Origin of the sequence: Amycolatopsis sp. NPDC004625, assembly GCF_040609695.1 — a bacterium.
Lineage (GTDB): Bacteria > Actinomycetota > Actinomycetes > Mycobacteriales > Pseudonocardiaceae > Amycolatopsis.
The window spans coordinates 73,139-97,394 of sequence record NZ_JBEXKX010000039.1 but is presented as its reverse complement, the minus strand read 5'-3'; the positions used below and the strand labels follow the sequence as shown (position 1 = coordinate 97,394).

The window sequence follows — 24,256 nt, the reverse complement described above, 5'->3', positions numbered from 1 at the left end:
CCTATCACTTTGAGCCAGGCCCGCAAGGTTGGGTTCTTTGTCCTGCGTTGCGCTGGGGGTTGCGGGCCTGGCTCAAAGTGATTTGACGGCCTCAGGCGACGGGATGACCACCCAGCTTGGTTGGGAGGGCTGGGTGGCGCTTGCCGGGGGTTGGTTGTTGCCGCTGGGGTGGCGCTTGCCGTTGGGGTGCCGTTTGCCGCTGGGGCGGCACCTGCCGCTGTCGGGGCTCGGCTCGGGCTCGCGATCGCCGGGGCGCGGCCCACCCGCGACCTCTGCTTCCTCAGCCGGCCAGCGCGGGCGGGCGAATCCACCTCAAGCCCAGGAAAATCGCCACACCCGTGACTGCACCAACCCCGATGCGTACTCCCGCAGGTTGCCCGGCTGCCCGGCGAACGTCGGCAGGCAAAATGCCCGGTGCTCCGCTGCCACCGTCAACGCCCGAGCCTGGTTTCGTGGTGGTGCCGCCACCGACAGCTCGATTGCGTCGAACCCCAGCACCACCAAGGTTGCTCCGAAGCGCTCCTCCCAGCTTCGGAGCACCGCCGACAGCTCGGCCACCTGGTCCGTGCACTTGATCATGCCCGTCCAGCCCAGCAGGGCCGGGATGTCCGCCGGGCGCTCGGTCTGGACCAGGCCCAGACGGTGGGGCGCGCGGTTGGCCAGGATCGAACCCGTGTTGCCCGCCTCCGCCAGCGGGTCCGACCGGCGGGGGCTGCGCTTGGCCAGGCCCGGGAACCGGGCGCCGAACGGCCGCAGGCAGGCGCCGTCGCAGCAGGAGCCGTCCCACCAGCGGGACAGGGCTCCGGCCGGGTCCGCCGCTGCCACCCGGTGGCCGGCCGGGGCGAGGCGGCCTCGGTCGTCGATCCAGTCCTCGCCGTTCGCCGCGAAACGCTGGTCGTGGGGGATCAGCACCGGCCACAGCCCCGACCGCTCGAACTCGGCCACGCAGCCGAGGTAGCGCTCGGGCCGCGTCAGCGGCAGGTCGGACACCCACAGCCGGCCGTGCCAGGACCCCGGTGGCAGGGTCTGGACCGGCGGTGCGGGCGTACCGGGGCGGAGCGGTGCGATCGTCATGGACGTCCCCTCGAACTTGTGTTCGGCTGGTGCATGTCGAACAGTAGTTCGAGGGTCTGACAATTTCCAGCGTTCCGGCCGCTCATCCGTTCGAGTGAATCCGGAAAACCGCAGGTCAGCGCCTCAAGTGAAAGCAAAGTTGCGGAAGTTGCTCCTGTGACGATCCGCTAGGCCGAAGGGGGCACCGTGCGCCCGGTGAACGCCGCCAGCCGGTCGAGCGCGGGGGCACCGAGAGCCACCGGCCGCGGCGGGGCGAACCGGCTCCCGCGGTGCTGGGCAGGCAGCTGGGCCTGCGCAAAAGCCAACGCCCGCTCGACGACGTCGTCCGGCAGGTCCGCCGCCGCACCGGTTGCCTGCGCCAGGTCCCAGCAGTGCGTGAGCAGGTCCGCGACCCGCCACCGCAGCCGCTCGAGACCCGTCGTGGTGCCGACCGGTGTCGTCTGCTCGCGGTCCAGCACCCCCGGCAACGCGGCCGCCTCCCGCAGGGCGGCGGACGAGCGGCGGTACGCCGCCGCCGGGTCCGCGCCGAGGGGATCGCCCGAGGGCGCCGGTGCGTCCGTGAACATCGCGGTGAGCAGCAGGTCCATGCCGACGAGGTGGCCGGTCAGCGCCCGCACGTCCCACTCGTCGCACGGCGTGGGCGCCGTCCACTGCCCGGGCCCGACCCGGTCGAGCAGGCCGCGGGCCGCGGCGCAGGCGGTGGCGAGGTCGTCGAGCAGCCCGGTCACAGCGGCCGCAGGAGGTCGTCCGCGTCCACGATGTGGTACGCGTACCCCTGCTCGGCCAGGAACCGCTGCCGGTGCGCCGCGTACTCCGTGTCGACCGTGTCGCGCGAGACGATCGAGTAGAAGTGCGCCTGCCGCCCGTCGCCCTTGGGGCGCAACAGCCGGCCCAGCCGCTGGGCCTCCTCCTGCCGCGACCCGAACGTGCCCGAGATCTGGATCGCCACCGACGCCTCGGGCAGGTCGATCGAAAAGTTCGCCACCTTCGACACCACGAGCGTCCGGATCTCGCCGCGGCGGAAGCGGTCGAACAGCTCCTCGCGCTCCTTGTTGCGGGTTGCGCCCTGGATCACCGGGGCGTCGAGCTCGTCGCCCAGCATCTCCAGCTGGTCGAGGTACGCGCCGATCACCAGGGTCGGCTCGCCCGCGTGCTTGGCCACGATCGACTTGATCACCGGTGTCTTCGTCATCGCCGTCGCCGCCAGCTTGTACCGCTCGTCGGCCTCGGCCGTCGCGTACTCGAGGCGCTCCGCGTCGGTCAGCGTGACGCGGACCTCGGTGCACTCCGCCGGCGCGATCCAGCCCTGGGCCTCGATGTCCCGCCACGGGACGTCGTAGCGCTTCGGCCCGATCAGCGAGAACACGTCGCCCTCGCGGCCGTCCTCGCGGACCAGCGTCGCGGTCAGGCCGAGGCGGCGTCGCGACTGCAGGTCCGCCGTCATCCGGAACACCGGTGCCGGCAGCAGGTGGACCTCGTCGTAGACGACCAGGCCCCAGTCGCGGGAGTCGAACAGCTCCAGGTGCCGGTACTCGCCCTTGGTCTTGCGGGTGACCACCTGGTAGGTGGCGATGGTGACCGGCCGGATCTCCTTCTTCTCCCCGGAGTACTCGCCGATCTCCTCCTCGGTCAGCGACGTCCGGGCGATCAGCTCGCGCTTCCACTGCCGGCCGGCGACCGTGTTCGTCACCAGGATCAGTGTGGTCGCCTCGGCCTTGGCCATCGCGGCCGCGCCGACCATCGTCTTGCCCGCCCCGCAGGGCAGCACGACGACGCCGGAACCGCCCGCCCAGAACGCCTCCGCCGCCTGGCGCTGGTAGTCGCGCAGCTGCCAGTCCGTCTCGTCCAGGGCGATCGGGTGCGCTTCGCCGTCGACGTACCCGGCCAGGTCCTCGGCCGGCCAGCCGACCTTCAGCAGCGCCTGCTTCAGCCGTCCGCGCTCCGACGGGTGCACGATGACCGTGTCGTCGTCGATCTTCGCGCCGAGCATCGGGCTGATCTTCTTGTTCCGGGCGACCTCGGTCAGCACCGCGCGGTCGGTGGTCGACATCACCAGCCCGTGCGCCGGGTGGTTGGCGATCTGCAGCCGCCCGAACCGGCCCATCACGTCGACGACGTCGATCAGCAGCGGCTGCGGCACCGGGAAGCGCGAGTACGTCGTCAGCGCGTCGACGACCTGCTCGGCGTCGTGGCCCGCGGCGCGCGCGTTCCACAAGGCCAGCGGCGTGATCCGGTAGGTGTGCACGTGCTCCGGCGCCCGTTCCAGCTCCGCGAACGGCGCGATCGCGATGCGCGCGTCATCGGCCTGGGGGTGGTCGACCTCCAGGAGCACGGTCTTGTCGGACTGGACGATCAGCGGGCCATCAGTCACAACTACTGTTATACGTGCCTCGCTCCGGTCCGCTCCCGTCGCGGTCCGCCGGTGGGCCGAGGTGCCGAGGGGATCACTGGAGGGCACGTTGACCACACCACCGTTCGACGACAACCCGTTCCGGTCGCCGGACCACGCGCCGCCGCCACCGCCGATGCCGCCGGTGGCCGGGTACCGCCCGATCCCGCACTGGTTCACCGTGAAGGTGCGGATCACGCTGATCGCGTGCGTGGTCGCGGCACTGGGCCTGGGGGCACTGGGCGCGCTGGGCATCGCCGCGGCCGAGCGCAGCGGCCCGCCGTCGGACGGCGACTGCCTGTACCTGACGCGCGAAGGCGCCGGCAAGCTCGCCTACCACCGCGTCGGCTGCACGGCGAACAACGCGATGTACAAGGTCGAGAACAACTACCGCGGGGCCATCTCCTGCGCCTCCGGCGACTACGTGCGGTTCCGGCTCGGGTCCGGCAGCGGTGACACGCTCTGCCTGGCCCTGAACGTCAAGGCCGGCGACTGCCTGCGCGACGTCGACGACGAAAGCGCGATCGGCAGGGTCTCCTGCGCCGACCCGGCGGCGCAGGAGCGCGTCGAAATCCTCTCCGGCTTCGGCCGGGACGACAAGTGCGAGGGCGCCGACAAGGTGCTCAGCTACGCCGGCCCGCCCTCCCGCACGGTCTGCCTGATCAAGGCGGGCGAGAACATCTAGCCGAACCACCTGGTCAGCTCGCCCGGCTCGACGGCGTACCCGTCCGGCCGGACCAGCAGCAGCCGGCCGCGGTACCCGGCGTCGGCCGTGGCCGCGCGCACGACGTCGACCTGGCCGGTGAAGCCGGGCGGCGTCGCGTGGTCGCCGAGGTCGAGCAGCAGCCCGCGGCCGCCGGGCAGCAACGCCGAAAGCCGCGTGGGCCCGGCCGACGTCGTCAGGTCGAGGTCGGGGACGCGGCAGGCGCCCGGGTAAGCCAGGCCGAGGCCGGACACCAGCCCGCTGAAGTAGCGGTTCCCGTCGGGCAGCCGCATGAGGTCGACGACGATCTCGCGCAGCGCCTCGACGTTCTCGCTGCGTCCCGGCGCCGTGAACACGCGCTGCGCCGCGGTGTGGCGCAGCACGCGCTCGGCGGCCGGGTGCCGTTCGGCGTGGTAGGTGTCCAGCAGCCCGGCCGGCGCGGTGCCGCGGACCGTCGCGGCCAGCTTCCAGCCGAGGTTCATCGCGTCCTGGACACCCAGGTTGAGCCCCTGCCCGCCGAGCGGCGGGTGGATGTGCGCGGCGTCGCCGGCGAACAGGACCCGGCCGTGCCGGTACTGCGCCAGCTGCCGCGTTGCGTCGTTGAACCGCGAAGCGCCGTACACCTCGCCCAGGCGCGTCTCAGCGCCGTAGAGGGCTGTCAGTGCTTCGGTCACTTCGGTGTCCGACACCGGTGCGTCGCGGCCCGGCTGCTTCGCCGTGGTGCCGAAGACGAACCGGTGGCCGCCGCCGTCGAGCGGCGTGAGCATCGCCCAGTACCCCTCGACCTGCCGGGTGACCTGGCTGAAGTGCGTGGCGCGGCCCGGGACCAGCTCGGACGCGGCGGCGAGCCGGATGTGCGCGAGCGTGGCGACGTAGGTCTCGGTGCGGCCGGGGAACGGCACCCCGAGCAGCCGCCGGACGGTGCTGTGCGCGCCGTCGCAGGCCACCAGCCAGCGCGCCCGCAGCCCGTCGACCGTGACGCCGTCCGCGTCGACGTCGACCGAGCCGACCTCGTGTCCGCGGCGCAGCACGGCCCCCTGCTCGACGGCGCGCGCGGCCAGCATCGCCTCGACGTCGTCCTGGGACCGGTTGAGCACGCGCGGGTGGTGTGTCTGCCAGACGCCGTGGTCGAGCGGGACGGGCAACCCGGCGAAGTGCCCACTAGGCCCGTCGATCAGCTGCTCGGCCGGCCCCAGGCCGCGCAGATCCAGGAGCTCGGCGGTCCGGGGCTGCAGCCCCACCGGCCGCGGCAGGCCCGGCCCGGTCCGGCGTTCGAGCACGGTCACGGAAGCGCCGCCCAGGGCGAGTTCGGCGGCCAGCAGCAGGCCCGTGGGGCCGGCTCCGGCGATCAGGACGTCGGTCATCGCGCACTCCTCAAGTAGACTGAGTGCGAAAGTAGACCAAGTGCAAGTTTGGCGGTAGCTAATATCCGGCTTTGTCGGGGAGCAGGCCCTGGACGTCGAGCCGGTTGTCCAGCAGGCCCGAGTTGTGCATCAGGTCGGCGACGCGCTGCAGCCGGATGCCGTTGAGCGACGCCGGGTACGAGCCGAGCGAGATCAGCGCGGCCGTCGTCGTGTCGATGTCGGAGAACTTCGGCAGCGCGTCGCGCACGACCGCCGGGTCCGTCGCGTTCTGCTGCGCCGCGCCGAGCGCGGTGCGGAACGCCGAGAGCGTCCGGGGGTTGGCCTGCGCGAACGGCTTGGCCGCCGCGTAGCCGGACAGCGGGAAGTCGAGCGTCGAGCCGCGGCCGCCGTCGGCGAGGATGTGCGCGCCGAGGTCCTTCTCGGCGCGGGTGATGTACGGCTCGATCATCAGCGCGGCGTCGGCGTCGCCCGCCTGCAGCGCCTGCGGCATCCGGTCGAACGGCACCGCCTGGAACTTGATCTTGTTCTCGTCGACGCCCGCGGTGCCCAGTACCGAACGCGCGACGAGCGAGCCGACGTCCTCGAGCATGTTCACCGCGATCTTGGGCGCCCGCTTCGCCGTCGGCACGGTGTAGTCGGAGTCGGGCAGCGTGACCAGGGCCATCGTGTTCGGGCCGGAGGTGTAGGCCTCGCCCTGCAGCTGCAACGCCGTCCCGCCGGCCGCGGCGCGGAACATCGCGATGTCGGAGGCGAAGGTGACGTCGAGGTCGCCGGCGGTCAGCTTCGCGAGCCCGTCGTCGGCACCGAGCTCGACGAGCCGCACGGTCAGCCCCGCCGACCCGAACTTCCCGGCCGCGACGGCGATCCGCAGCGGGGCCGTGTCGATGGCGTTGCCCACACCGACGCGCAGGGTGGTCCGTTCCAGTGGCGGCGGGGCGGCGGCGGAGCCGGACGAGAACACGCTGCAGCCCGCGGTCGCCAGGAGCGCCGCTACCAGCGGAATCAGCCGTCCGCGTCTGTTCATGACCCTTCACCTACCGCGAGAATCTGGTTCTCGTGCTGGATCGTATGGTCCGCGCCCCATACGATCGCGGGCAGGGCCGTATCGTGCCAGCGCGGCTTTCGGATCTCCATGGGGCGGGCTACCGTTCAGTAGGTTCGTGTGTCGTTCGATCCGCGGGTTCCCGCCCGCGGCGGAAAAGGAAACCAGGTGACCCGTCGCGACAAGCGTCCCCGCAAGGGCGGCGACGCGGCGGATCCGCGTCCGGCGGGTGGCCGCTGGCGGTTGCGGAACTGGCGCCTCGGCACGAAGCTCTTCGCCGTCCTCCTCATCCCGGCGCTGGCCGTCATCGCGCTGGTCGGCCTGCGGATCAGTTCCGACCTGAGAGACGCGCGGCAGCTCGCCGAGTTCGCCACCCGCGGCCGGGTCGACAGCACGGTTGCCGAAGCGTTGCACGAGCTGCAGCGCGAGCGCGACCTCACCGTCCGGTTCGTCGCGCAGAACCGGCAGGGCGACACCGCGGACCTCACGGCTCAGCGCAACCGCGTCGACCAGGCCATCGGCGCCTTCGAGCGGACGCTGGCCGAAAGCAGGCCGCGGCTCGACGCGAAGGCCGCGGAAAGCCTGCAGCAGACCGACGACCGGCTGCGCGTGCTCGGTGGCCTGCGGTTTTCCGCGGAGCACTCGGCGTTCCCCGCCGACGCCGTGCTGCGTTCCTACAGTGAGCTCATCTCCGGCCTGCTCGACATCAGCGACTCCGCCGCCGCCGACGTCTCCGACCCGGAGCTCGCGCGGATGCGGCTGGCCGGCAACGCACTGGCCCGGATCAAGGACCAGATGTCGGTCAAGCGCGCGGTGATGGCCGAAGCGCTCGCCGAAGGCACCCTCAACCGCGACCGCACGCGCGAGCTGCTCGGCGCCGAAGCCGAGCTGGCCGCCGCGCGCAGCGACTACCGCACCTTCGCGACGCCCGACCAGCAACGGATGTACGACGACACGGTGATCGGCCTGGTCGTCGACATCGGCAACGACATGGTCGAATCCGCGCTCACCCGCACCGAAAACGGCCAGAACCTCTCGGGCCTCGACCCGAACCAGTGGGACACCTCGGCGACGCACACGGTGAACCTCGCCCACCAGGTGCAGCAGGCGCTGCTGGTCCAGTTGCAGGAACGCACGGACGCCCTGGCGGCCCAGGCCCGCACGGCCGCGCTCTGGGACGGCGGCGTGGTGCTCGGCGTCCTGCTCGTCGCCGGCGTGCTGTCGGTGGTCATCGCGCGGTCCCTGTTGCGCCCCTTGCGGATCCTGCGCCGGACGGCCCTGGAAGTCGCCGAGCACCGGCTGCCCGCGGCCGTGCAGAACCTGCTCACCGACCCCGAACCCGCCCCGGAGAACCTGCGTAAACGGCTCGCCGTCGCGCCCGTGCCCGTGTTCACCCGCGAAGAGCTCGGCCAGGTGGCGCGCGCGTTCGACGCGGTGCACGGCGAGGCGGTCCGGCTCGCCGGTGAACAGGCGATGCTGCGCGAGAACGTCAACGCGATGTTCGTCAACCTCTCGCAGCGCAGCCAGGACCTCGTCGAACGGCAGCTGTCGGTGCTCGACCGGATGGAGGCCGACGAGCAGGACCCGGACACCCTCGCCGGGCTGTTCGAACTCGACCACCTCGCCACGCGGATGCGGCGCAACAGCGAGAACCTGCTGGTCCTGTCGGGTCACGACTCGGCGCGCGAGGACGCCGGCTCGGTCGCGGCCGACGAGATCATCGGCGCCGCGCTGTCGGAGGTCGAGCACTACCAGCGCATCGAACTCGGCCCGGCGCCGCAGGTCGCGGTCCGCGGCGAGGCCGTCAACGACCTCGTGCACGTCGTTTCGGAGCTGCTGGAGAACGCGACGCGTTACTCCGGCGGCGAGACGGTCACCGTGGCGAGCGCCGAAACCCACGACGGTGACTGGCAGATCGAGATCATCGACCACGGCGCCGGCATGCCCCAGGCCGAGATCGACCGCACCAACGTCCGGCTGGCGCACCCGCCGGACGTCGACGTCGAGGTGTCGCGCCGGATGGGCCTGTTCGTCGTCGCGACGCTGGCCACCCGCCACCACATCGACGTCAGCCTGAGCGCGGGGCCGGAATCCGGGCTGGTCGCGACGGTGCTGGTGCCCGCGGCGCTGATCGTCGAGCTGCCGCCGATGCCCGCGCCGCCCCCGCCCGCCGAGCCGGCCGCCGCCGCGGAACCCGAACTGCTGGCGCCGCTCGCGCCGCTGACGCCGCCGGAGCCCGAACCCGAGCCGGAGCCGGAAGAGCTGACGCCGCCGTCGATCGAGGCCGGCCCGCCGCGCCGCGCGCCGGTGGTGGCCCGCGACCACGCGCCGGAGTGGCCGACCGTGGACGCCGAGGCCCACCTGGACCTCGACGCCCCGACCGAGCGGATGCCCGCCTACCGCGACGTCCTGTCCCGCTGGTTCGACGCCTCCGCCGCACCCGAGCAGCCGCGGAAGCCGGCCGAGCCGCGTCCGGTCGCCGAGCAGCCGCGCCCGGCCGGGCCACTGCCGCGGCACGCGCTCACCCCGCAGCCGCCGATGCGCCGGCCGTCACCTGCGCCCGCGCCGCCGCCCCTTCCGCCGCCTCCACCACCACCTCCGCCGCCGCCGCCGGTGGCCGTCGCACCCCGGCCCGACGACGAAGACACCGAACCGCGGCTGACTCCGGTCGCTCCGCCGCCCGCTGTCGAGCCTTCGTACGAATGGCCCACGCCGGCCGAGCTGGAGCAGGAGGACGGCGCCGAGGACACCTGGCCGTTCCTGCAGCCGCTGGATTCCGCGGCTGGCCCGGGAGCGGTGCCGGAGCAGCGGCCGATACTCTCTCTTTCCCCGGAAGCGGTGCGCGAGCGGATGACGAGCCTTCAAGGCGGCTTCCGGCGAGGGCGTCATGCGAGGGGAGACGACACCCGGAACCAGTGAAACGGATTGAGGCATGAGCTCGAAGACGCCCCTGCTGGAAGTGATCGCGCTGGACGCGGCGGACGCCGAAGGCGCGCAGGCGGGCGGGGCCGACCGCCTCGAACTGGTTGCGGACATGGCGCAGGACGGCCTGACGCCGTCGGTGGAGACCCTGCGTGACGTGCTCTCGGCGACCGACCTCCCGGTGCGGGTCATGCTGCGGGACAACGGTTCCTTCGCCGTCGGCGACCTCGAAGGGCTGCGCGCGGACACCGCCCGGCTGATCGACGCCGGGGCCCGCGAGTTCGTCTTCGGCTTCCTCAACGTCGACAGCGAGATCGACCTCGACGCCTGCGAAGCGCTGATCAAGGAGGTCGACGGCCTGCCCTGGACGTTCCACCGCGCCATCGACCGCACCCGCGACCCGGTGCGCGCGTACGACCAGCTGGCGTCCCTCGGCTGCGACACCGTGCTCGCCGCCGGCCACCCGAACGGCGTGGGCAGCGGGCTTTCCGTGCTGCAGCGGCTCGCGCAGCGTGAGAGCGGGCCGGAACTGCTCGTGGGCGGCGGCCTGCGCGCCCAGCAGGTCCACCTCCTGCGCGCGGGCGGGGTGCGCGGCTTCCACGTCGGCAGCGCGGTGCGCCCGGGCGGCTGGCAGGCGCCGGTCGACGCCGGTGTGGTGCGCACCTGGGTCGAACTCGTCAAATCCTGATCGAAGCCGGGATGTCCCGCAACATCGGCGGAGTAAAACGATTTCCGCCGATGTTTTCGCGTGCTTGCAGCCGCGCGTTGAAATTGCATCCGTCGTGTGCAGAGCGGCGGTGCGGAACTGCGCGTGCGGCTGCACAGGCAGTTCCAGGTATGACCTGGTTGGTGGCTGATTTTCGGGCGATCGGCTGGCTACGGTGGTCCCGCATTTCGTGATCCGGGCGATCTTCAGCAATCGATCTGCAGTGCAGGAGGCGGCGCCGTGTGCGCGCGTATTCAGTTCGAGAACTCGTTGCGGGGACAGCAGGAAGTCAGGAGTTCGGCCATCCGGCGGATTTCTCACGCCTGGGAGCGGCTGATTCCTCGCGGGTATCGCCCGAGCGTCTCCGCGGCAAGCCGGAAGGCGGAATCGTGACCGGCACGATACCGCGTCAACGCGGAACCGAAACCTCCGAAGACGAATTCGCGAAACTGGGGCTCGGCGGATCACTGGCCCTGACCGGGCTGCTGGCCGTCGTCAAGATCGCGGAAACCGCCACGGGTGTGGTGCTGACCGCCACCGGGGTGCTGCCCGGTGCCAGTCCCTCGAAGGAGCGGGCTCCGGCCTGGCCTGGCGGGGAATGAGCAGGGCTGCCCGATCGGCAGCTCTCTACGGACGGAGGGCTGCCATGACCGGCAGTGGAGGACGGGACGAACGGCAGGGCACCCGGGTGGGCCTGGCCGACGTGCGCCGGCTCGAGGACGTCGTCGCCGAGCTCAGGGCGCTGGACTACCGCTACGGCGGTGGCTCGTGCCGGGCGGCCGTGGAGTCGCGGCTGCCCGCCGCCGTGGCCCTGCTGGACGGCGTGACGAAGGCCGTGGTCCAGGCGCGGCTCTACACCGCCGTCGCCGACCTGTTCAACCTGGCCGGCTGGACGAACTTCGACCAGGACCGCCCGGCCGCCGCGCTGGAGGCGTTCGCGCGGGCGCTGGAGCTGGCCGTCGAGGCCGGGAACGACGACCTGCAGGCCAACATCCGGTACCGCGTCGGACGGCTGCACCTGCACTACGGCGCCGTCGACGCGGCGCTGGTGGAGTTCGCGCGGGGCCGGGAGGCGGCGCTGCAGGCCCACTCCAAGCTCGCCCAGGCGATCCTGTCGGCCAACCAGGCGTGGGGGCACGCCATGAAGGCCGACGTCACCGGCGCGCTGACCTACCTGCGCCGGGCCCGCGAGGAGTTCGCGGAGGCGTCGGATCGCGAGCCGTCGCCGTGGGCGGCGTTCTTCGGGCCGACGGACATGGCGGCGATGGTCGGGACGGTGCACGGGGAGCTGGCCCAGGTGGTCGATGTCCGCCACGGCCGCGACGGCATCCCCGCGCTCACCGCGGCGATCGAGGGGTACCCGCGCGGCATGATGCGCAGCCGCTCGCTGACGCTGATCTGGCTGGCCACCGTGCACGCGCTGGACGGCGATCTCGACGTCGCCGCCACGGTCGCCGAGGAGGCGGTCGAGCTGGCCGGCGCGCTGCGGTCGCCGCGGGTGCGCCAGCGGCTGCACCCGCTGTCGGCGGCCGCCGGCCGGTTCTCCGGCAGCGCGGACGCGCAGGAGATCGTGGACCGCATCGACGATCTCCGGCATTCTCCGACGATAATCGAATGATCAGTAAAAGGTAAACAGTTCGAAAAATGAAAATGGGATCCGCCGAAGCTCAGCCAAAAGTAGGTTCTCGGCGTGATCGCGTCTTCTTATGCTTCTCGGCAACCTGCGGCGAGGATTCCGCGCAGGCCCGGTCCCCACCGCCGAGAGGAAATCCCCCATGCGCTTGCGCAAGCTCGTCGCGGCCGCTGTGCCGCTGCCTGCGTTGCTCGGCCTCGCCGTGGCCGTCCCGGCCGCCGCGGCGCCGGAACCGCTGGTCACGCTGGCCGACAACGCCGCGCCGCTGATCAACAGCGACCGCACCGGCGACGTCGCGGCCGACCGGCCGATCACCGCGGCGCTCTCCCTGAAACTGCACAACCAGCAGGCGCTGGAAAGGTTCCTCGCCGACGTCCAGAACCCCGCTTCGCCGCAATACCACCACTTCCTGACCCCGGCCCAGTTCAATGCCGAGTTCGGTCCGAACCAGGCCGACGTCGACAAGGCCGTCTCATTCCTCGGGAAGGCGGGCGCCACCGGGATCGAGGTTTCCGGCAACCGGCAGGTGGTCACGTTCACCGGCTCGGCGGCGCGTCTCGAATCGGCGTTCCGCACCCGGATCGGGACCTACCACGACAAGGTGTCCGGGCGGGACTTCTTCGCCAACGACGCCGCCCCGGCGGTGCCGGCGAGCGTGTCGGACGTCGTGGGCAACGTCGTCGGCCTCGACGACCACGCGGTCCGCACGCATTCGTCGAAGCCGCTCGCGCAGCCGAACGTCGTCAAGTCGGTGACACCGCCGGTGCTCAAGACCGCGTACGGCACCAGCGGCCTGTCGGCGACCGGCCGCGGCGTGAACGTCGGGTTCGTCGAGTTCGACGGGTACCAGAAGTCCAACATCACCAAGTACGACAGCACGTACGGCCTCTCGGCGGGTTCGGTGACGACGGTCGGCGTCAGCGGCGCGAACTACGACTCGGCGCCGGGCGACGGCCAGATCGAGGTCGAGCTCGACATCGAGGTGGTCCACGCCCTGGCCGCCGCGGCCAACGACTACGTGTACGAGGCACCGAACTCGAGTGCGGGCGAACTGGCGATGTACCAGAAGATCGCCTCGGACGCGAAGGTCAACGTCGTCTCGATCTCCTGGGGCGCCTGCGAAGCGGCCGAAGGTTCGAGCGCGGCGAAGAGCGTCAGCAGCGCGGTCGCGACGGGCACGGCGGAGGGTATTTCGTACTTCGCGGCGGCCGGCGACGACGGCACGACCGACTGCTACCGCCAGACGGGCTCGGCGGCCCGGGGCGTGGACTTCCCGGCCTCGAGCCCGAACGTGACGGGTGTCGGCGGCACGAAGCTGAACGTGACGTCGTCCAACGGCTACAGCAGCGAGTCGACGTGGAACGACGGCAACAGCGGCGGTTCGACGGGCGGCGGCATCTCGACGGTGTTCACGGCCCCGTCGTGGCAGTCCTCGCAGAGCACGACGTACCGCAAGGTGCCGGACGTCTCGGCGGACGCGTCCCCGACGTCGGGGTACTACATCTACAGCGCGGGAAGCTGGGGAACGGTGGGCGGAACGTCCGGCGCGGCCCCGCTGTGGGCGGCGTTCGCGACGCTGCAGAACCAGGTCCACGGCGGTGCGCTGGGCAACCTGAACCCGAAGTTCTATTCGATCGGGAACGGGACGTCGTACGGGACGGGCTTCCACGACGTGACGACGGGCAACAACACCCTGCACGGGACGACGGGATTCAGCGCGGGGACCGGGTACGACCAGGTCACGGGCTGGGGTTCGTTCAAGGGAACCGGCCTTTCGGGCCTGATCGGCTGATGGTGTGACGACGGGGGCCGTAGCGGATCCGCTACGGCCCCGGTTTCCCGGTTCTGTCGGTAGCCGATGACACAATGTGTGCATGGCAACACTGGTAGCAACACCGAGGTCCCGCGCACTGGGCTTCGGCCTCCGGACGGCGAGGGAGGCGCGGAAGCTGGGCGTGCGCGAGCTTGCGCGGATGGCGAAGGTGGCGGCGCAGAGCCTCTCGCACTGGGAGAGCGGAACTCGCGTGCCCACGACCGAACAGGTCGCACTGCTGCTCGGGGCACTGCGGGTGGATCCGGTGGAGCGCAAGCGGTTGCTGGAGCTGGCGAGCAACGCTCGCGAGCCCAACTGGCTCGAGCACAGCATTCCCGGCATCTCGCCGCGGCTCTCGGCCTTCATCGAGTACGAGCGCACGGCCTCGGCGATCTTCGCCTGGGAGCCGCTGCTCATGCCGGGATTGCTGCAGACCCCGGAATACGCCTGGGCGATCCTGGGCACCGGCGGTCGGCGGCGGGCGGAGGAGGAGCTGCGGCTGAGGCTGAAGGTCCGCCTGCTGCGGCAGGAGGTTTTGACTGGCCGCAATCCCTCTCCCTACACCGTTTTCCTTGCCGAACCGGTGATCCGGCAGCGCCTCGGCGGCCCCGAGATCATGCTTCCGCAGCTGAGGCACCTCGCCGAGCTGGCCGCTCGGCGGAACATCAGCCTGCGGGTTCTGCCCGATTCCGAAGAGTTCCACCCCGGTCTCAACGGTTCTTTCGTCATCTTCGACTACACCGACCTGCCCCCGATCGTCTTCGTGGAGCAGTACCGCGGCAGCGCCTACCTCTACGATGAGCAGCAGGTGGCCGATTACCGGGCGGCCCAGCGGGTGATGGCGGCACTGGCCCTGAGCGAGCAGGAATCCTGCGCGCTCCTCGGGGAGGTGATTGCCGACTTGGAGGCGTGATGTGGCGTAAGTCCAGCTACAGCGGCAGCGAAGAGAACTGCGTCGAGGTGAACCTCGGGCCGGTGTCGCGGATCCGCGACACCAAGGACCGCACCGGCGGCACCCTCGCCGTCAAAGCCTCCGCTTGGGGGGCTTTCCTTCGCAAGACTAAGCGTTAACCTGTCCGCATGATCAAGCGCACGGTGCTGGACGCCACCCGCGAACTCCTCCGCGAACTCGGCCTCACCACGGTGTTCGGCAACCCCGGCACCACCGAGGTGCCGTTCCTCACCGACTGGCCCGACGACTTCGACTACGTCCTGGGCCTGCAGGAATCCGCCGTCGTCGCGATGGCCGATGCCTACGCCCAGGCCACCCGCCGGGCGGTTCTCGTCAACCTGCACTCCGCCGGCGGGGTCGGGCACGGGCTCGGGAGCCTCTTCACCGCCTACCGGAACCGGACGCCGATGATCGTCGTCGCCGGGCAGCAGATCCGGTCGCTCATCCCGCACGAACCCTTCCTCGGGGCCATGGATGCGCCGGAATTCCCCAAGCCGTACGTGAAGTGGTCCGTCGAGCCCGCCTCCGCCGAGGACGTCCCGGCCGCGCTCGCCCGGGCCTACCACGTCGCCACGCAGGGGCCGCCCGGGCCGGTTTTCGTTTCCGTTCCCGCCGACGACTGGTCCGCCACCACCGAACGGCCCGTCGTCTCGCGGCCGCGGATCCGCGGCTTCGCGCCCGATCCCGAGGCCATCGACGAGCTCAACGCCGCGCTGGAAGCCGCCGAGCGGCCGGCGATCGTCGTCGGGGGTGCGGTCGACCAGGACGGGGCCGTCGCCGAAACCGTGGCGCTCGCCGAACGGCTCAACGCCGCCGTCTGGGTTGCGCCGATGTCCTTCCGGTGCTCGTTCCCCGAAGACCACCCGCTGTTCCAAGGGTTCCTCGACCCCGAACGCGGAGCCGTCGCCGACGCGCTGGCCCGCCACGACCTCGTCGTCGTGCTCGGGGCGCCCGCCTTCACCTACCACGTCGACCGCGGGCGCGGGGAAACCCCGCTGCCGCCGCTGTTCATCGTCAGCGACGACGAACAGGTGCTCGCGCGCGCCTTCGAAGGCACCGGCATCCGTGCCACGCCGAAGCTGGGCATCCGGGCGCTGCTCAACGTCGTCGAGCGCAGCAGCCGGCCCGCGCCGGCTCCGCGGAAGCGGCCCGCCCAGCCCAGCGGCGAGAAGCTCACCGGCGAGCTCGTCTATTCGACGCTCGCGGACCTGTTGCCGGACAACGCCGTCGTGGTCGAGGAAGCGCCCAGCCACCGCGGGGCCCTGCACGACCACCTGCCGATCACGGCCACCGACACCGGTTTCCTGACGATGGCGAGCGGCACGCTCGGCTACGGCATCCCCGGCGTGGTCGGCGCCGCGCTCGCCCGGCCGGACCGCAAGGTCGTCGGCGTCATCGGCGACGGCTCGAGCATGTACGGCATCCAGGCGCTCTGGACGGCGGCGCGCCAGGAACTGCCGGTCACGTTCGTGATCATGGACAACTCCGAGTACGCGGCGGTCCGCATCCTCGGCGACGCGATCGGCGGCGAAAAGCTGCCGGGCACCGAACTGGGCGGCATCGGGTTCGAGGCTTTGGCGGAGAGCATGGGCTGCCACGGCGTGACGATCACCGAGCCCGCCGACCTGGTCCCCGGCCTCACCAAGGCATTGGCCGACCCGCGGCCCACACTGGTGCACGTCCGCGTCGCCGACTCGACCCGCTCCCTGTACTGACGCCTCGTGAGTGGTAAGGCGGGTTAGAACCCGCCTTACCACTCACGACAAGCTGCGGCAGGGGGCTAACTGCGGGTTTTGGCTTCCCGGACGTCGTCCGAGGCGTGCTCGGCCAGGTCCCACTCGGCGGCGTCGGAGGCGGCCGTGGCGGCCTCCTCCGGGGTGCCGCCGTGCAGCAGCCGGGCCACTTCGCCGCGCAGCGTCACGAACTCCGCCGACTCGCGCGTCGTGATCTGGTCGCGTGCGGCGGGCAGGCCGACCGGCAGGTCCGCCACGATCGACGCCGGCGACTTCGACAGCACCAGCACCCGGTCGGACAGGTAGACGCTCTCGTCGATGTCGTGCGTGACCACCAGGATCGTGCTGCCCTGCTCGCGCTGCACGCGCCGGGTCAGGTCCTCCAGCTCGAACCGCGTCTGGGCGTCGACCGAGGCGAACGGCTCGTCCATCAGCAGCAGCGCCGGGCGGCTGGCCAGCGCGCGGGCGATCGACACCCGCTGCTGCATGCCGCCGGACAGCTGCCACGGGAACTTGCCGCCGACCCCGGACAGGCCGACCTGCTCGAGGGCCTCCGCAGCCCGCGACCGCCGCTCGGCCCGCGAAATCGGCCGCCACCGCAACGGGAACTCGACGTTCTTCTGCACCGAAAGCCACGGGAACAGCGAACGGCTGTAGTCCTGGAACACGACGGCGAGGTCGTCCGGCACGCCGTTGACGCGGTCGCCGTGCAGGCTCACCGTGCCCTCGGTCGACGGGGTCAGGCCGGCGATGCAGCGCAGCAGCGTCGACTTCCCGCAGCCGGACGGGCCGACGATGCTGGCCAGCTGCCCGGCCTCGACGGTGAACGTCAGTTCCTTCACCGCCGTGTGCGCCTTCGCGCCGCTGCCGTAGGTGTGGCTGAGGCCGGAGACTTCGAGCATGGTTGACATGGGGGAGAGGCCTTTCGAGCGTCAGTCGCGGCCGAGACGGGTGGGCTGCCAGGCCAGTACCCGCCGTTCCGCGGCCAGGAAGATCGTGTTGAAGACGTAGCCGAGGATGCCCAGCAGCACCAGCCACGACCACATGATCGGGAAGTCGAAGTCCTGCTGGGCGTTCAGCAGCGACCGGCCGATGCCGTTGTAGGCGCCGACCAGTTCGGACACGACCATCAGCAGCAGCGAGATCGACAGGCTCACCCGCATCCCGGCGAAGATCTTCGGTGCCGCCGCCGGCAGCACCACCATGCCGACCCAGTACCGCTGGGGCGTGCGGAACGAACGGGCCGTCTCCACCTTCACCCGGTCGACCGAGCGGACGCCGTCGACGCTGTTGAGCAGCACCGGCCACACCGCCCCGAAGATGATCGAGCCGATCTGCATGCCCGAGCTCAGCCCGAACAGCACCGCGAACACCGGGATCAGCGTGGGCGGCGGGATCGAGCGGAAGAACGCGAACAGCGGGCCGACGTAGTCCATCGCCGTGTCGGACCGGCCGATCAGCACGCCGAGCAGGATGCCGACGACCGAGGCCAGGCCCCACCCGCCGAGCGTCCGGCCGAGGCTGGGGAACACGTTGTCGAACACCGCGTCGGTGAGGAACAGGTGCGACGCGGGCCCGGTGAACCACAGTTTCGCCGCGGCCGTCGCGATCTCCGTCGGCGGCGGGAAGTACTTGCTGCCGCCCGCGCGGGCGGCGAACTCCCAGACCACGACCAGGATCGCGAACAGCAGCCAGTTGCGGACGACGGTGGCGGCGCCGCGCGCGGCCCGCCTGCCGACCCGGCCGGACAGGGTCACCGCGGTCATGCGATCGCCTCCCGGTCCACCGTGCTCCAGCGGAACAACCGCCGCCCGAGCTGTTCGAGCCCCTCGTTGATCAGGTACCCCAGCGTGCCCGCGACCACGGTACCGGCCAGGACCAGGTCGAACCGGGTCGAACCGGTGCTGGCGACGATGATGAAGCTGCCGAGCCCGAGCTGGGAGCCGGCCAGGAACTCGACGCTGACGACGGCGATCAGCGAGATGGTCGCCGACAGCCGGATGCCGGTGAAGACGAACGGCGCCGTCTGCGGCAGCGCGACCGACGTCAGGATGCGGAACCGGCTGGTCCCGCACGCGCGGGCGGTCTCCATCAGCACCGGGTCGATCTCGCCCATGCCGTAGATCGTGTTGAACATGATCGGCCACAGCGACGCGTAGACGGCGAGGGTGATCTTCGCCTCGGGACCCGAGCCGATCACCAGCAGCACCAGCGGAACCAGCGCGGTGATCGGGATCGGCCGGAGGAACTCCACGATCGCGGCGGTGGCCGAGCGCAGCGCCGGGACGCTGCCGAGCAGCAGCCCGGCGGGAACGCCGACGACGATCGCGATCACGATGGCGATCAGCCAGGCCAGCATGGTGGCGACGATGTCGCGGACGAACTCGGGGTCACCCAGCAGGTCCCAGACGGTGACCAGGACGACGCTCGGCGGCGGGGTGAACGTCCTGCTGACCAGGCCGACCTGGACGACGACCTCCCAGAGCAGGAGGAAGCCGACCAGACCGGCCAGGCCGCGAAGCAGTTTTTTCACGTCAACGTCAGCTGGTCGCCTGCGGGGCGATCATCGGCGCGGCGTCGATCTTGCTGGTGATGACCCCCATCTGCAGCAGCAGGTCGGGCACGCGCTGCAGGCGCCGGGCGTCCAGGGTGGAGCCGTAACCGGGCAGGGTGAGCAGCTTGGCCGTGTCCTCGTCGATCTTCGCGTACTTGACCAGCAGCGGTTCGACCTTCGACCGGTCGTTGATCGCGTCGGCGGTCGCCTTCTTCATCGCGCGCTGGAAGGCGGCGAGGGTCTTCGGGTTCGCCTGCACCCACTTGCTCGTCGAGCCGTAGCCGGTCAGCGGGAAGTCCTGGCTCGCGCCGGTGTTGATGTCGATCACCGGCGTCGCCCCGACCGTCTTCGCCGCCTGCGAGAGCATCGGCTCCGGCATGTAGGCCGCGTCGACCTGGTTGTCCTTCAGCGCCGCCGCCATGTTCGGCAGCGGGACCAGGGTCCACTGGACCGTGCTGAAGTCGACGCCGTGGTCCTTCATGACCGACTTGGTGAGGATGTCCGACGCGGTGTTCTTGGCCGTGATCGCGATCCGCTTGCCGGCCAGGTCGTTGACCGTCTTCACGTTCGAGGTCGGCACCGTGACGATGGCGTTGCTCTTCGCGTTCACCGACGTGCCGTCGGCGACCAGCTGCAGGTCCTCGCCCTTGCCCTTGGCGACGAAGAACGGCGTGTACGTCGAGAGGGCGACGTCGACCTCGCCGGAGATCGCTTTCTGCATCGACTCCTGGCCGCTCTTGGCGACGACCTGCTCCACCTCGAGACCTTCGGCCTTGAAGTAGCCGCCGTCCAGCGCCAGCCAGAAGGGGCCGAGGTCGGTGGTCGGCATGATGGAGACCTTGATCTTCGACTTCTCCAGGCCGCCCCCGTTCGACGAGGCGTTCGAGCTGTCCGAGCCGAGCGCACTGCAGCCGGTGAGGGCCGTGGCGGCTGCGACGGTGAGGGCGAGCCCGAGCGCGGCGCGGCGAGTGCGAACCCGGCCACTGCTCATGGCGTTTCCAAGCAAGGCCTGCTCCTTGAAGAAAGATGACGGTTGGGGAACCGATTCCGGTGGGAGTGCGTGACTCATTCTCGGAACCACGCGGGCCACTGTAGAGAACGTGACAGCTTGCTCACAATGGGTGGAATCACTACCGGATAGAGTGGCGCACGTCACTCTCGCGGCCTCTGGTCTAGACCCACTGCTCCACTCGCCGTAACGCTTCACCCAGCGTAGGGGGCAGGTTCTGAATCGGCGATGACCAGCTGTGTGTCGACTGAGCGAACGCTGTGCAACATCGAGCGGGTCGAGTCGGGAGGGTTACATCTTCCCCGGGCGTTCGCTACCCTCTGCACCTGCGGGGAGGTAACAACCTCCGATGTAGTGAGAGAGAGTGCCTGGATGGCCGAGCCAACCGACCTTCGGTTTACCAGCACAGGCTGTGCTTTTCCTGAGAGAAACTTCCCCGCACTGGCTACTGCCCGGCCGGCCACAGCCGCCGCGCCGGTGGGCTAGGCCGGACCAACAGACGATGCAATACCAGCGCAGGGACCCGACCGTGATGCTCGAGCTGAACCGATTCCGTCCGGCTGGACGGGGTTCAGGAACGCCCAGTGCCGACACTGGAGACGATCTTTTCACCCGTACGGGTAGCGTCTGGCGCTGGGCTCCTTCCGATCGACCGGAGCGCCGGAGCGCCGGGAGCGTGCAGACGAGTGACTGAGGAGAACGCGATGCGCCCTGGCGGGCGCTGGACCGACCAGGGCTTCACGAGCACGAACGATGATGGTGGTGCGGCGGTGCCGAACGAAGACACCGCGGGGGTGGGAGGGGCCCCTGCGCAGTCAACCGGTGAGAGTCCGGGCAGGAAGGCCGGGTTCTTCTCCGGCATGCGCGACTGGCGGCTGCGCTCCAAGCTGGCCGCCGTCCTGATCATCCCGACGCTGACCGCGCTCGCGCTGGGGGCGCTGCGCGTGGTCGACGACGCCCGGCAGGCGGCCGAGTTCCAGCGGACCGCCGACCAGGTCGCGTTCGCCGTCAAGGTCACCACAGTGGTGCACGAGCTGCAGAACGAGCGCTCGCTCGCCGTCGCGCGGATCGCGTCGAGCAACCAGCTGCTGCAGACCGGCCTCGACGCGCAGATCGCCAAGGTCGACCGCGAGGTTTCGGACCTGCGCAACGCGGCGGGCAGCCTCCAGTACGACGACCAGGCGACCAAGGACCGCTACACGCGCGGTCTGCAGCGCCTCGACGCCCTGCGCCCGCTGCGAGCGGCGTTCAACGCCCAGAACGGCCTCCCCGACATCACGGTGCTGACGGCCTACTCGGGTGTCCTCGACTCGCTCATCGAGCTCGGCCGCGAGGTGACCACCGCGGTCACCGACCGGGACGTGCTGCGCCTCGGCACGAGCACGCAGGCGATCAGCGAGGCCAAGGAGTTCACCACCCGCGCCGACGCCCAGCTGCAGATCGCGGCGTTCCGCGGCAGCTTCCCGGGCGACCTCCTGGACCAGACGCACGCGTCGGCGTCCAGCGCGGACGCCTCCGTCGCCGCGTTCCTCGCGAACGCCGACGACGACCAGCGCCAGCTCTACAACGACACCTACTCCGGCCCGGAGGTCGACGACCGCCGCCGGATCCAGACCAACGCGTTCTCGCTGGCCCAGCAGAACGACCCGCCGAGCATCGACACCACCGCGCTCGGCAAGGACAGCACCGTGTCGGCCGACAAGCTGCACGCGGTCGAGTCGAACCTGCTGGCCCAGCTGAAGACCCGTGCCGACGACCTCGCCACGGCGGCGGTCAACTCGGCCTGGCTCGGCGGTGCCGGCGTGCTCGCCGCGCTGGCCGCCGCGATCGCGCTGATGCTCGTGGTCGCCCGCCTGATGCTGCGCCCGCTGCGGGTGCTGCGGAAGAGCGCGCTGGACGTCGCCTACACCCGGCTGCCCGAAACCGTGCAGGCGATCCTCGACGACCCGGACCCGGTCGGCGCCTCCAAGAAGGCCGTCCAGCCGGTGCCCGTCACCTCCCGCGACGAGATCGGCGAGGTCGCGCGGTCGTTCGACATCGTCCACGAACAGGCCGTGAAGATGGCCGCCGAGCAGGCCCTCCTGCGTGAGAACGTCAACGGCATCTTCGTGAACCTGTCCCGCCGGTCGCAGCGGCTGGTGGAACGCCAGCTCGGCGTCATCGACCGGCTCGAGGCCGACGAGCAGGACCCGGACCACTTGGCCAGCCTGTTCGAGCTCGACCACCTCGCGACGCGGCTGCGGCGCAACGGTGAGTCCCTGCTGGTGCTCTCCGGCGCCGGCCTGGCGAAGTCGGTGCCCAAGCCGGTGCCCGCCGCCGACGTCATCGGCGCCGCGGTGTCGGAGATCGAGCAGTACGCCCGGATCGAGGTCGGCATCGTGCCCGACGTCGCGGTCCAGGGCCTGGCGATCCACGACCTCGTGCACGTCCTCGCCGAACTGCTGGACAACGCGACCTACTTCTCCGAGCCGGAGACGAAGGTCATCGTCCGGGCCGTGGTGACCCGCCGCAAGGCGCTGGCCATCCAGGTCACCGACCACGGTGTCGGCATGAGCGAGGAGCGGCTGGCCGAGGTCAACTCGCGCCTGGCCGACCCGCCGGACCTGGACGTGTCGGTGACCCGGCGAATGGGTCTGTACGTGGTTTCGCGGCTGGCCAAGCGCCACGGCATCGAGGTCCGGCTGCGCGAGAACGAGGACATCGAAGGCGGCGTGATCGCCCGGGTCGTCGTCCCGGCCGAGCTGCTCACCCAGCTCCGCCCGGGCATGCAGCGGCAGCAGACGCCGCCGCCGGCGAACCGCTCCGAGACGTCGATGTCGATGCCGAGCATCCCGATCCCGGCCGCCCGTTCCGACTTCGACCAGACGCAGACGTTCGACCGGCCCCCGGTGCCGCCATCGGCACCGCCGCCCCCGCCGCCGGTGCACGAACCGGTGGCCAACCAGGGCGGCCTGGTGCCGCTCGACCAGCCGATCAGCCTGGACGACCTGGTCAGCGGCGGCCGCGCGGCGGGCCCGTTCCTGTCGCCGGACCTGCCGAAGCCGGAGACGCCGGCCTGGCCGACCGCCGAGGACCTGGCGCCGCTGACGCCGTCGTCGAACGGCGACGGGGCCAGCTCGCGGGCCGGTGACACGCAGTTCGCGCCGCTGGTGCTGCCCAAGCGGGAGCCGAAGTTCGTCCCGCCGGAGGAGCCGCCCCCGCCGCCGGCGCCCGTCGCCGACGTCGGTTCGTCGGCGCTGGAAGACGACGTACCCACCCGGCGGTTGCCGATCTACCAGTCGGTGCTGTCACGCTGGTTCAGTGAAGGCGACGACTCGGCGGCCGACCCGGTGGCCTCGCAGAGCGAGGTCGACGACCCGAACCTGCCGCCGCTCACCGGCTCCGACGAGCCGCGGGTGCCGGCCGCGTCGCCCGTGCCGGCCGCGCCGGTCGCCGAGGCGCCCCGGGACGAGCTGCAGCCGACCGCCGCGACCCGGCACCCGCTCCTCCCGCCCGACGACGGCTGGCACAGCGCCTCCGACGACGGCTGGCAGGCGGCGCAGTCGCTGCTGGAGTCCAAGAACGAGGAGATCACCCCGGCCGGGTTGCCCAAGCGCGTCCCGAACCAGTACCTGGTGCCGGGCTCGATCAGCAGTCCTTCGGTCGACGCTCCGCCGCAGAACAGCTTCGCGGACAACACCGCGGGCATGCCCGGAACGGGTGCGATCACCCGCTCGGCGTCCGCGGCGCGGAGCCGGATGGCAAGCTTCCAGCGGGGCTACACCTCGGGACGGCATGCGTTGAAGGAACTCCCGGGCGAAGAACAGCTGGAAAGCAGCAGGGTTCCGGGGCGTGGCAACACCACAGACAGCAGTGAGGAGTGAAAGTGACACGGGCGGGTGCAATGCAGCCGGGTGGCTCCGCGCAGCCGAACGGCCAAGCGCATGCCAAGGCGAACAATGCCGGCAGCTTCGCTTGGCTGATCACGGATTTCGTGCACCGGGTGCCCGGCGCGGCCCACGCGGTCGTGGTGTCGGCCGACGGCCTGCTCCTGGCGGCTTCGCGTGGCCTGCCGAAGGACCGGGCCGACCAGCTGGCGGCGGTGGCGTCGGGGCTGACCAGCCTCGCGCGCGGCGCGGCCAAGGTGTTCGAAGGCGGCACGGTGGCGCAGACCGTGGTCGAGATGGCCAACGGTTTCCTCTTCCTCATGTCGGTTTCCGACGGTTCGTGCCTGGCGGTCCTGGGGTCGCCGGAGAGTGACATCGGCCTGGTCGTCTACGAGATGACCCTGCTGGTGGAGCGGGTCGGCCAGCAGCTGACTCCGGAGATGCGGGCGCAACTGCAGGGCGCGGCCGTCCGCCGCTGAGGACCTGGGAACCGAGG

20 protein-coding genes are annotated in these 24,256 nt (G+C 71.0%); 11 read left to right on the top strand and 9 right to left on the bottom strand.

Annotated features, from left to right (window positions below):
• Positions 1-312: 312 nt before the first annotated feature.
• The 3 genes from ABZW17_RS34500 to ABZW17_RS34490 form a co-directional block, all read right to left on the bottom strand.
• Positions 313-1,074, bottom strand: a complete 762-nt coding sequence (locus ABZW17_RS34500; protein WP_354823506.1) for a DUF4253 domain-containing protein — start codon at positions 1,072-1,074, stop codon at positions 313-315.
• 167 nt (positions 1,075-1,241) lie between these two features.
• Positions 1,242-1,802, bottom strand: coding sequence for a TIGR03086 family metal-binding protein (locus tag ABZW17_RS34495; protein WP_354823504.1), 561 nt, complete (start codon positions 1,800-1,802; stop codon positions 1,242-1,244).
• On the bottom strand, positions 1,799-3,445 hold the full coding sequence (locus tag ABZW17_RS34490; protein WP_354823502.1) for a DNA repair helicase XPB: 1,647 nt from the start codon (positions 3,443-3,445) through the stop codon (positions 1,799-1,801). The genes ABZW17_RS34495 and ABZW17_RS34490 overlap by 4 nt, the downstream gene beginning before the upstream one ends.
• 88 nt (positions 3,446-3,533) lie before the next feature.
• Between ABZW17_RS34490 and ABZW17_RS34485 the strand changes: the two genes are divergently transcribed.
• Positions 3,534-4,148: a hypothetical protein gene (locus ABZW17_RS34485; protein WP_354823500.1), complete on the top strand. Its 615-nt coding sequence runs from the start codon at positions 3,534-3,536 to the stop codon at positions 4,146-4,148.
• Here ABZW17_RS34485 and ABZW17_RS34480 read toward each other — a convergent pair.
• Both ABZW17_RS34480 and ABZW17_RS34475 read right to left on the bottom strand, forming a co-directional pair.
• Positions 4,145-5,530: an FAD-dependent oxidoreductase gene (locus ABZW17_RS34480; protein ID WP_354823498.1), complete on the bottom strand. Its 1,386-nt coding sequence runs from the start codon at positions 5,528-5,530 to the stop codon at positions 4,145-4,147. The two genes, ABZW17_RS34485 and ABZW17_RS34480, sit on opposite strands and share 4 nt — an antisense overlap.
• A gap of 58 nt (positions 5,531-5,588) precedes the next feature.
• Positions 5,589-6,554: an ABC transporter substrate-binding protein gene (locus ABZW17_RS34475; protein ID WP_354823496.1), complete on the bottom strand. Its 966-nt coding sequence runs from the start codon at positions 6,552-6,554 to the stop codon at positions 5,589-5,591.
• Positions 6,555-6,740: 186 nt separating this feature from the next.
• Between ABZW17_RS34475 and ABZW17_RS34470 the strand changes: the two genes are divergently transcribed.
• From ABZW17_RS34470 to mdlC, 8 genes are all read left to right on the top strand, one after another.
• Positions 6,741-9,491, top strand: coding sequence for a nitrate- and nitrite sensing domain-containing protein (locus tag ABZW17_RS34470; protein WP_354823494.1), 2,751 nt, complete (start codon positions 6,741-6,743; stop codon positions 9,489-9,491).
• Between the two features lie 13 nt (positions 9,492-9,504).
• Complete coding sequence (locus ABZW17_RS34465; protein ID WP_354823492.1) at positions 9,505-10,182, top strand: copper homeostasis protein CutC; 678 nt, start codon at positions 9,505-9,507, stop codon at positions 10,180-10,182.
• A 407-nt stretch (positions 10,183-10,589) separates the two neighbouring features.
• Entirely contained in the window at positions 10,590-10,802 is a 213-nt protein-coding gene (locus tag ABZW17_RS34460) for a hypothetical protein (protein WP_003085407.1), read from the top strand.
• Between the two features lie 44 nt (positions 10,803-10,846).
• Complete coding sequence (locus ABZW17_RS34455) at positions 10,847-11,818, top strand: hypothetical protein (RefSeq protein WP_354823490.1); 972 nt, start codon at positions 10,847-10,849, stop codon at positions 11,816-11,818.
• Between the two features lie 157 nt (positions 11,819-11,975).
• Positions 11,976-13,625 carry a S53 family peptidase gene (locus ABZW17_RS34450; protein WP_354823488.1) on the top strand — a complete coding sequence of 550 codons (1,650 nt, stop codon included), beginning with the start codon at positions 11,976-11,978 and terminating at the stop codon, positions 13,623-13,625.
• Positions 13,626-13,707: 82 nt separating this feature from the next.
• Positions 13,708-14,559 (top strand): helix-turn-helix transcriptional regulator, encoded by an 852-nt coding sequence (locus tag ABZW17_RS34445; protein ID WP_354823486.1) that lies wholly within the window; start codon positions 13,708-13,710, stop codon positions 14,557-14,559.
• Positions 14,556-14,717, top strand: a complete 162-nt coding sequence (locus ABZW17_RS34440) for a DUF397 domain-containing protein (protein WP_354823484.1) — start codon at positions 14,556-14,558, stop codon at positions 14,715-14,717. The genes ABZW17_RS34445 and ABZW17_RS34440 overlap by 4 nt, the downstream gene beginning before the upstream one ends.
• Positions 14,718-14,726: 9 nt before the next feature.
• Positions 14,727-16,313 carry a benzoylformate decarboxylase gene (gene mdlC, locus ABZW17_RS34435; RefSeq protein ID WP_354823482.1) on the top strand — a complete coding sequence of 529 codons (1,587 nt, stop codon included), beginning with the start codon at positions 14,727-14,729 and terminating at the stop codon, positions 16,311-16,313.
• 65 nt (positions 16,314-16,378) lie between these two features.
• On the opposite strand, the gene ABZW17_RS34430 is transcribed toward mdlC, so the two are convergent.
• From ABZW17_RS34430 to ABZW17_RS34415, 4 genes are read right to left on the bottom strand one after another with little or no spacing between them, the layout of a single operon-like run.
• Positions 16,379-17,242: an ABC transporter ATP-binding protein gene (locus tag ABZW17_RS34430; RefSeq protein ID WP_354823480.1), complete on the bottom strand. Its 864-nt coding sequence runs from the start codon at positions 17,240-17,242 to the stop codon at positions 16,379-16,381.
• Between the two features lie 21 nt (positions 17,243-17,263).
• Positions 17,264-18,097: an ABC transporter permease gene (locus ABZW17_RS34425; RefSeq protein ID WP_354823478.1), complete on the bottom strand. Its 834-nt coding sequence runs from the start codon at positions 18,095-18,097 to the stop codon at positions 17,264-17,266.
• A complete protein-coding gene (locus ABZW17_RS34420; protein ID WP_354823476.1) occupies positions 18,094-18,864 on the bottom strand; it encodes an ABC transporter permease in 771 nt (256 codons plus the stop codon). Before ABZW17_RS34420 ends, ABZW17_RS34425 begins: the two co-directional genes overlap by 4 nt.
• Before the next feature lie 7 nt (positions 18,865-18,871).
• The gene (locus tag ABZW17_RS34415; RefSeq protein ID WP_354823474.1) at positions 18,872-19,876 is read right to left on the bottom strand and encodes an ABC transporter substrate-binding protein; all 1,005 of its coding nucleotides are present in this window, start codon (positions 19,874-19,876) and stop codon (positions 18,872-18,874) included.
• A 722-nt stretch (positions 19,877-20,598) separates the two neighbouring features.
• Between ABZW17_RS34415 and ABZW17_RS34410 the strand changes: the two genes are divergently transcribed.
• Both ABZW17_RS34410 and ABZW17_RS34405 read left to right on the top strand, forming a co-directional pair.
• Positions 20,599-23,757 (top strand): nitrate- and nitrite sensing domain-containing protein, encoded by a 3,159-nt coding sequence (locus ABZW17_RS34410; RefSeq protein WP_354823472.1) that lies wholly within the window; start codon positions 20,599-20,601, stop codon positions 23,755-23,757.
• Between the two features lie 20 nt (positions 23,758-23,777).
• Positions 23,778-24,239 carry a roadblock/LC7 domain-containing protein gene (locus ABZW17_RS34405; protein WP_003085376.1) on the top strand — a complete coding sequence of 154 codons (462 nt, stop codon included), beginning with the start codon at positions 23,778-23,780 and terminating at the stop codon, positions 24,237-24,239.
• Positions 24,240-24,256: the final 17 nt, after the last annotated feature.

Coding starts and splice junctions, on each gene's coding strand:
- ABZW17_RS34500 (WP_354823506.1), bottom strand. CDS start 1,074: ATGACGATCGCACCGCTCCGCCCCGGTACGCCCGCACCGCCGGTCCAG.
- ABZW17_RS34480 (WP_354823498.1), bottom strand. CDS start 5,530: ATGACCGACGTCCTGATCGCCGGAGCCGGCCCCACGGGCCTGCTGCTG.
- ABZW17_RS34475 (WP_354823496.1), bottom strand. CDS start 6,554: ATGAACAGACGCGGACGGCTGATTCCGCTGGTAGCGGCGCTCCTGGCG.
- ABZW17_RS34465 (WP_354823492.1), top strand. CDS start 9,505: ATGAGCTCGAAGACGCCCCTGCTGGAAGTGATCGCGCTGGACGCGGCG.
- ABZW17_RS34455 (WP_354823490.1), top strand. CDS start 10,847: ATGACCGGCAGTGGAGGACGGGACGAACGGCAGGGCACCCGGGTGGGC.
- ABZW17_RS34450 (WP_354823488.1), top strand. CDS start 11,976: ATGCGCTTGCGCAAGCTCGTCGCGGCCGCTGTGCCGCTGCCTGCGTTG.
- ABZW17_RS34445 (WP_354823486.1), top strand. CDS start 13,708: ATGGCAACACTGGTAGCAACACCGAGGTCCCGCGCACTGGGCTTCGGC.
- mdlC (WP_354823482.1), top strand. CDS start 14,727: ATGATCAAGCGCACGGTGCTGGACGCCACCCGCGAACTCCTCCGCGAA.
- ABZW17_RS34430 (WP_354823480.1), bottom strand. CDS start 17,242: ATGTCAACCATGCTCGAAGTCTCCGGCCTCAGCCACACCTACGGCAGC.
- ABZW17_RS34425 (WP_354823478.1), bottom strand. CDS start 18,097: ATGACCGCGGTGACCCTGTCCGGCCGGGTCGGCAGGCGGGCCGCGCGC.
- ABZW17_RS34415 (WP_354823474.1), bottom strand. CDS start 19,876: ATGAGCAGTGGCCGGGTTCGCACTCGCCGCGCCGCGCTCGGGCTCGCC.
- ABZW17_RS34410 (WP_354823472.1), top strand. CDS start 20,599: ATGCGCCCTGGCGGGCGCTGGACCGACCAGGGCTTCACGAGCACGAAC.
- ABZW17_RS34405 (WP_003085376.1), top strand. CDS start 23,778: ATGCAGCCGGGTGGCTCCGCGCAGCCGAACGGCCAAGCGCATGCCAAG.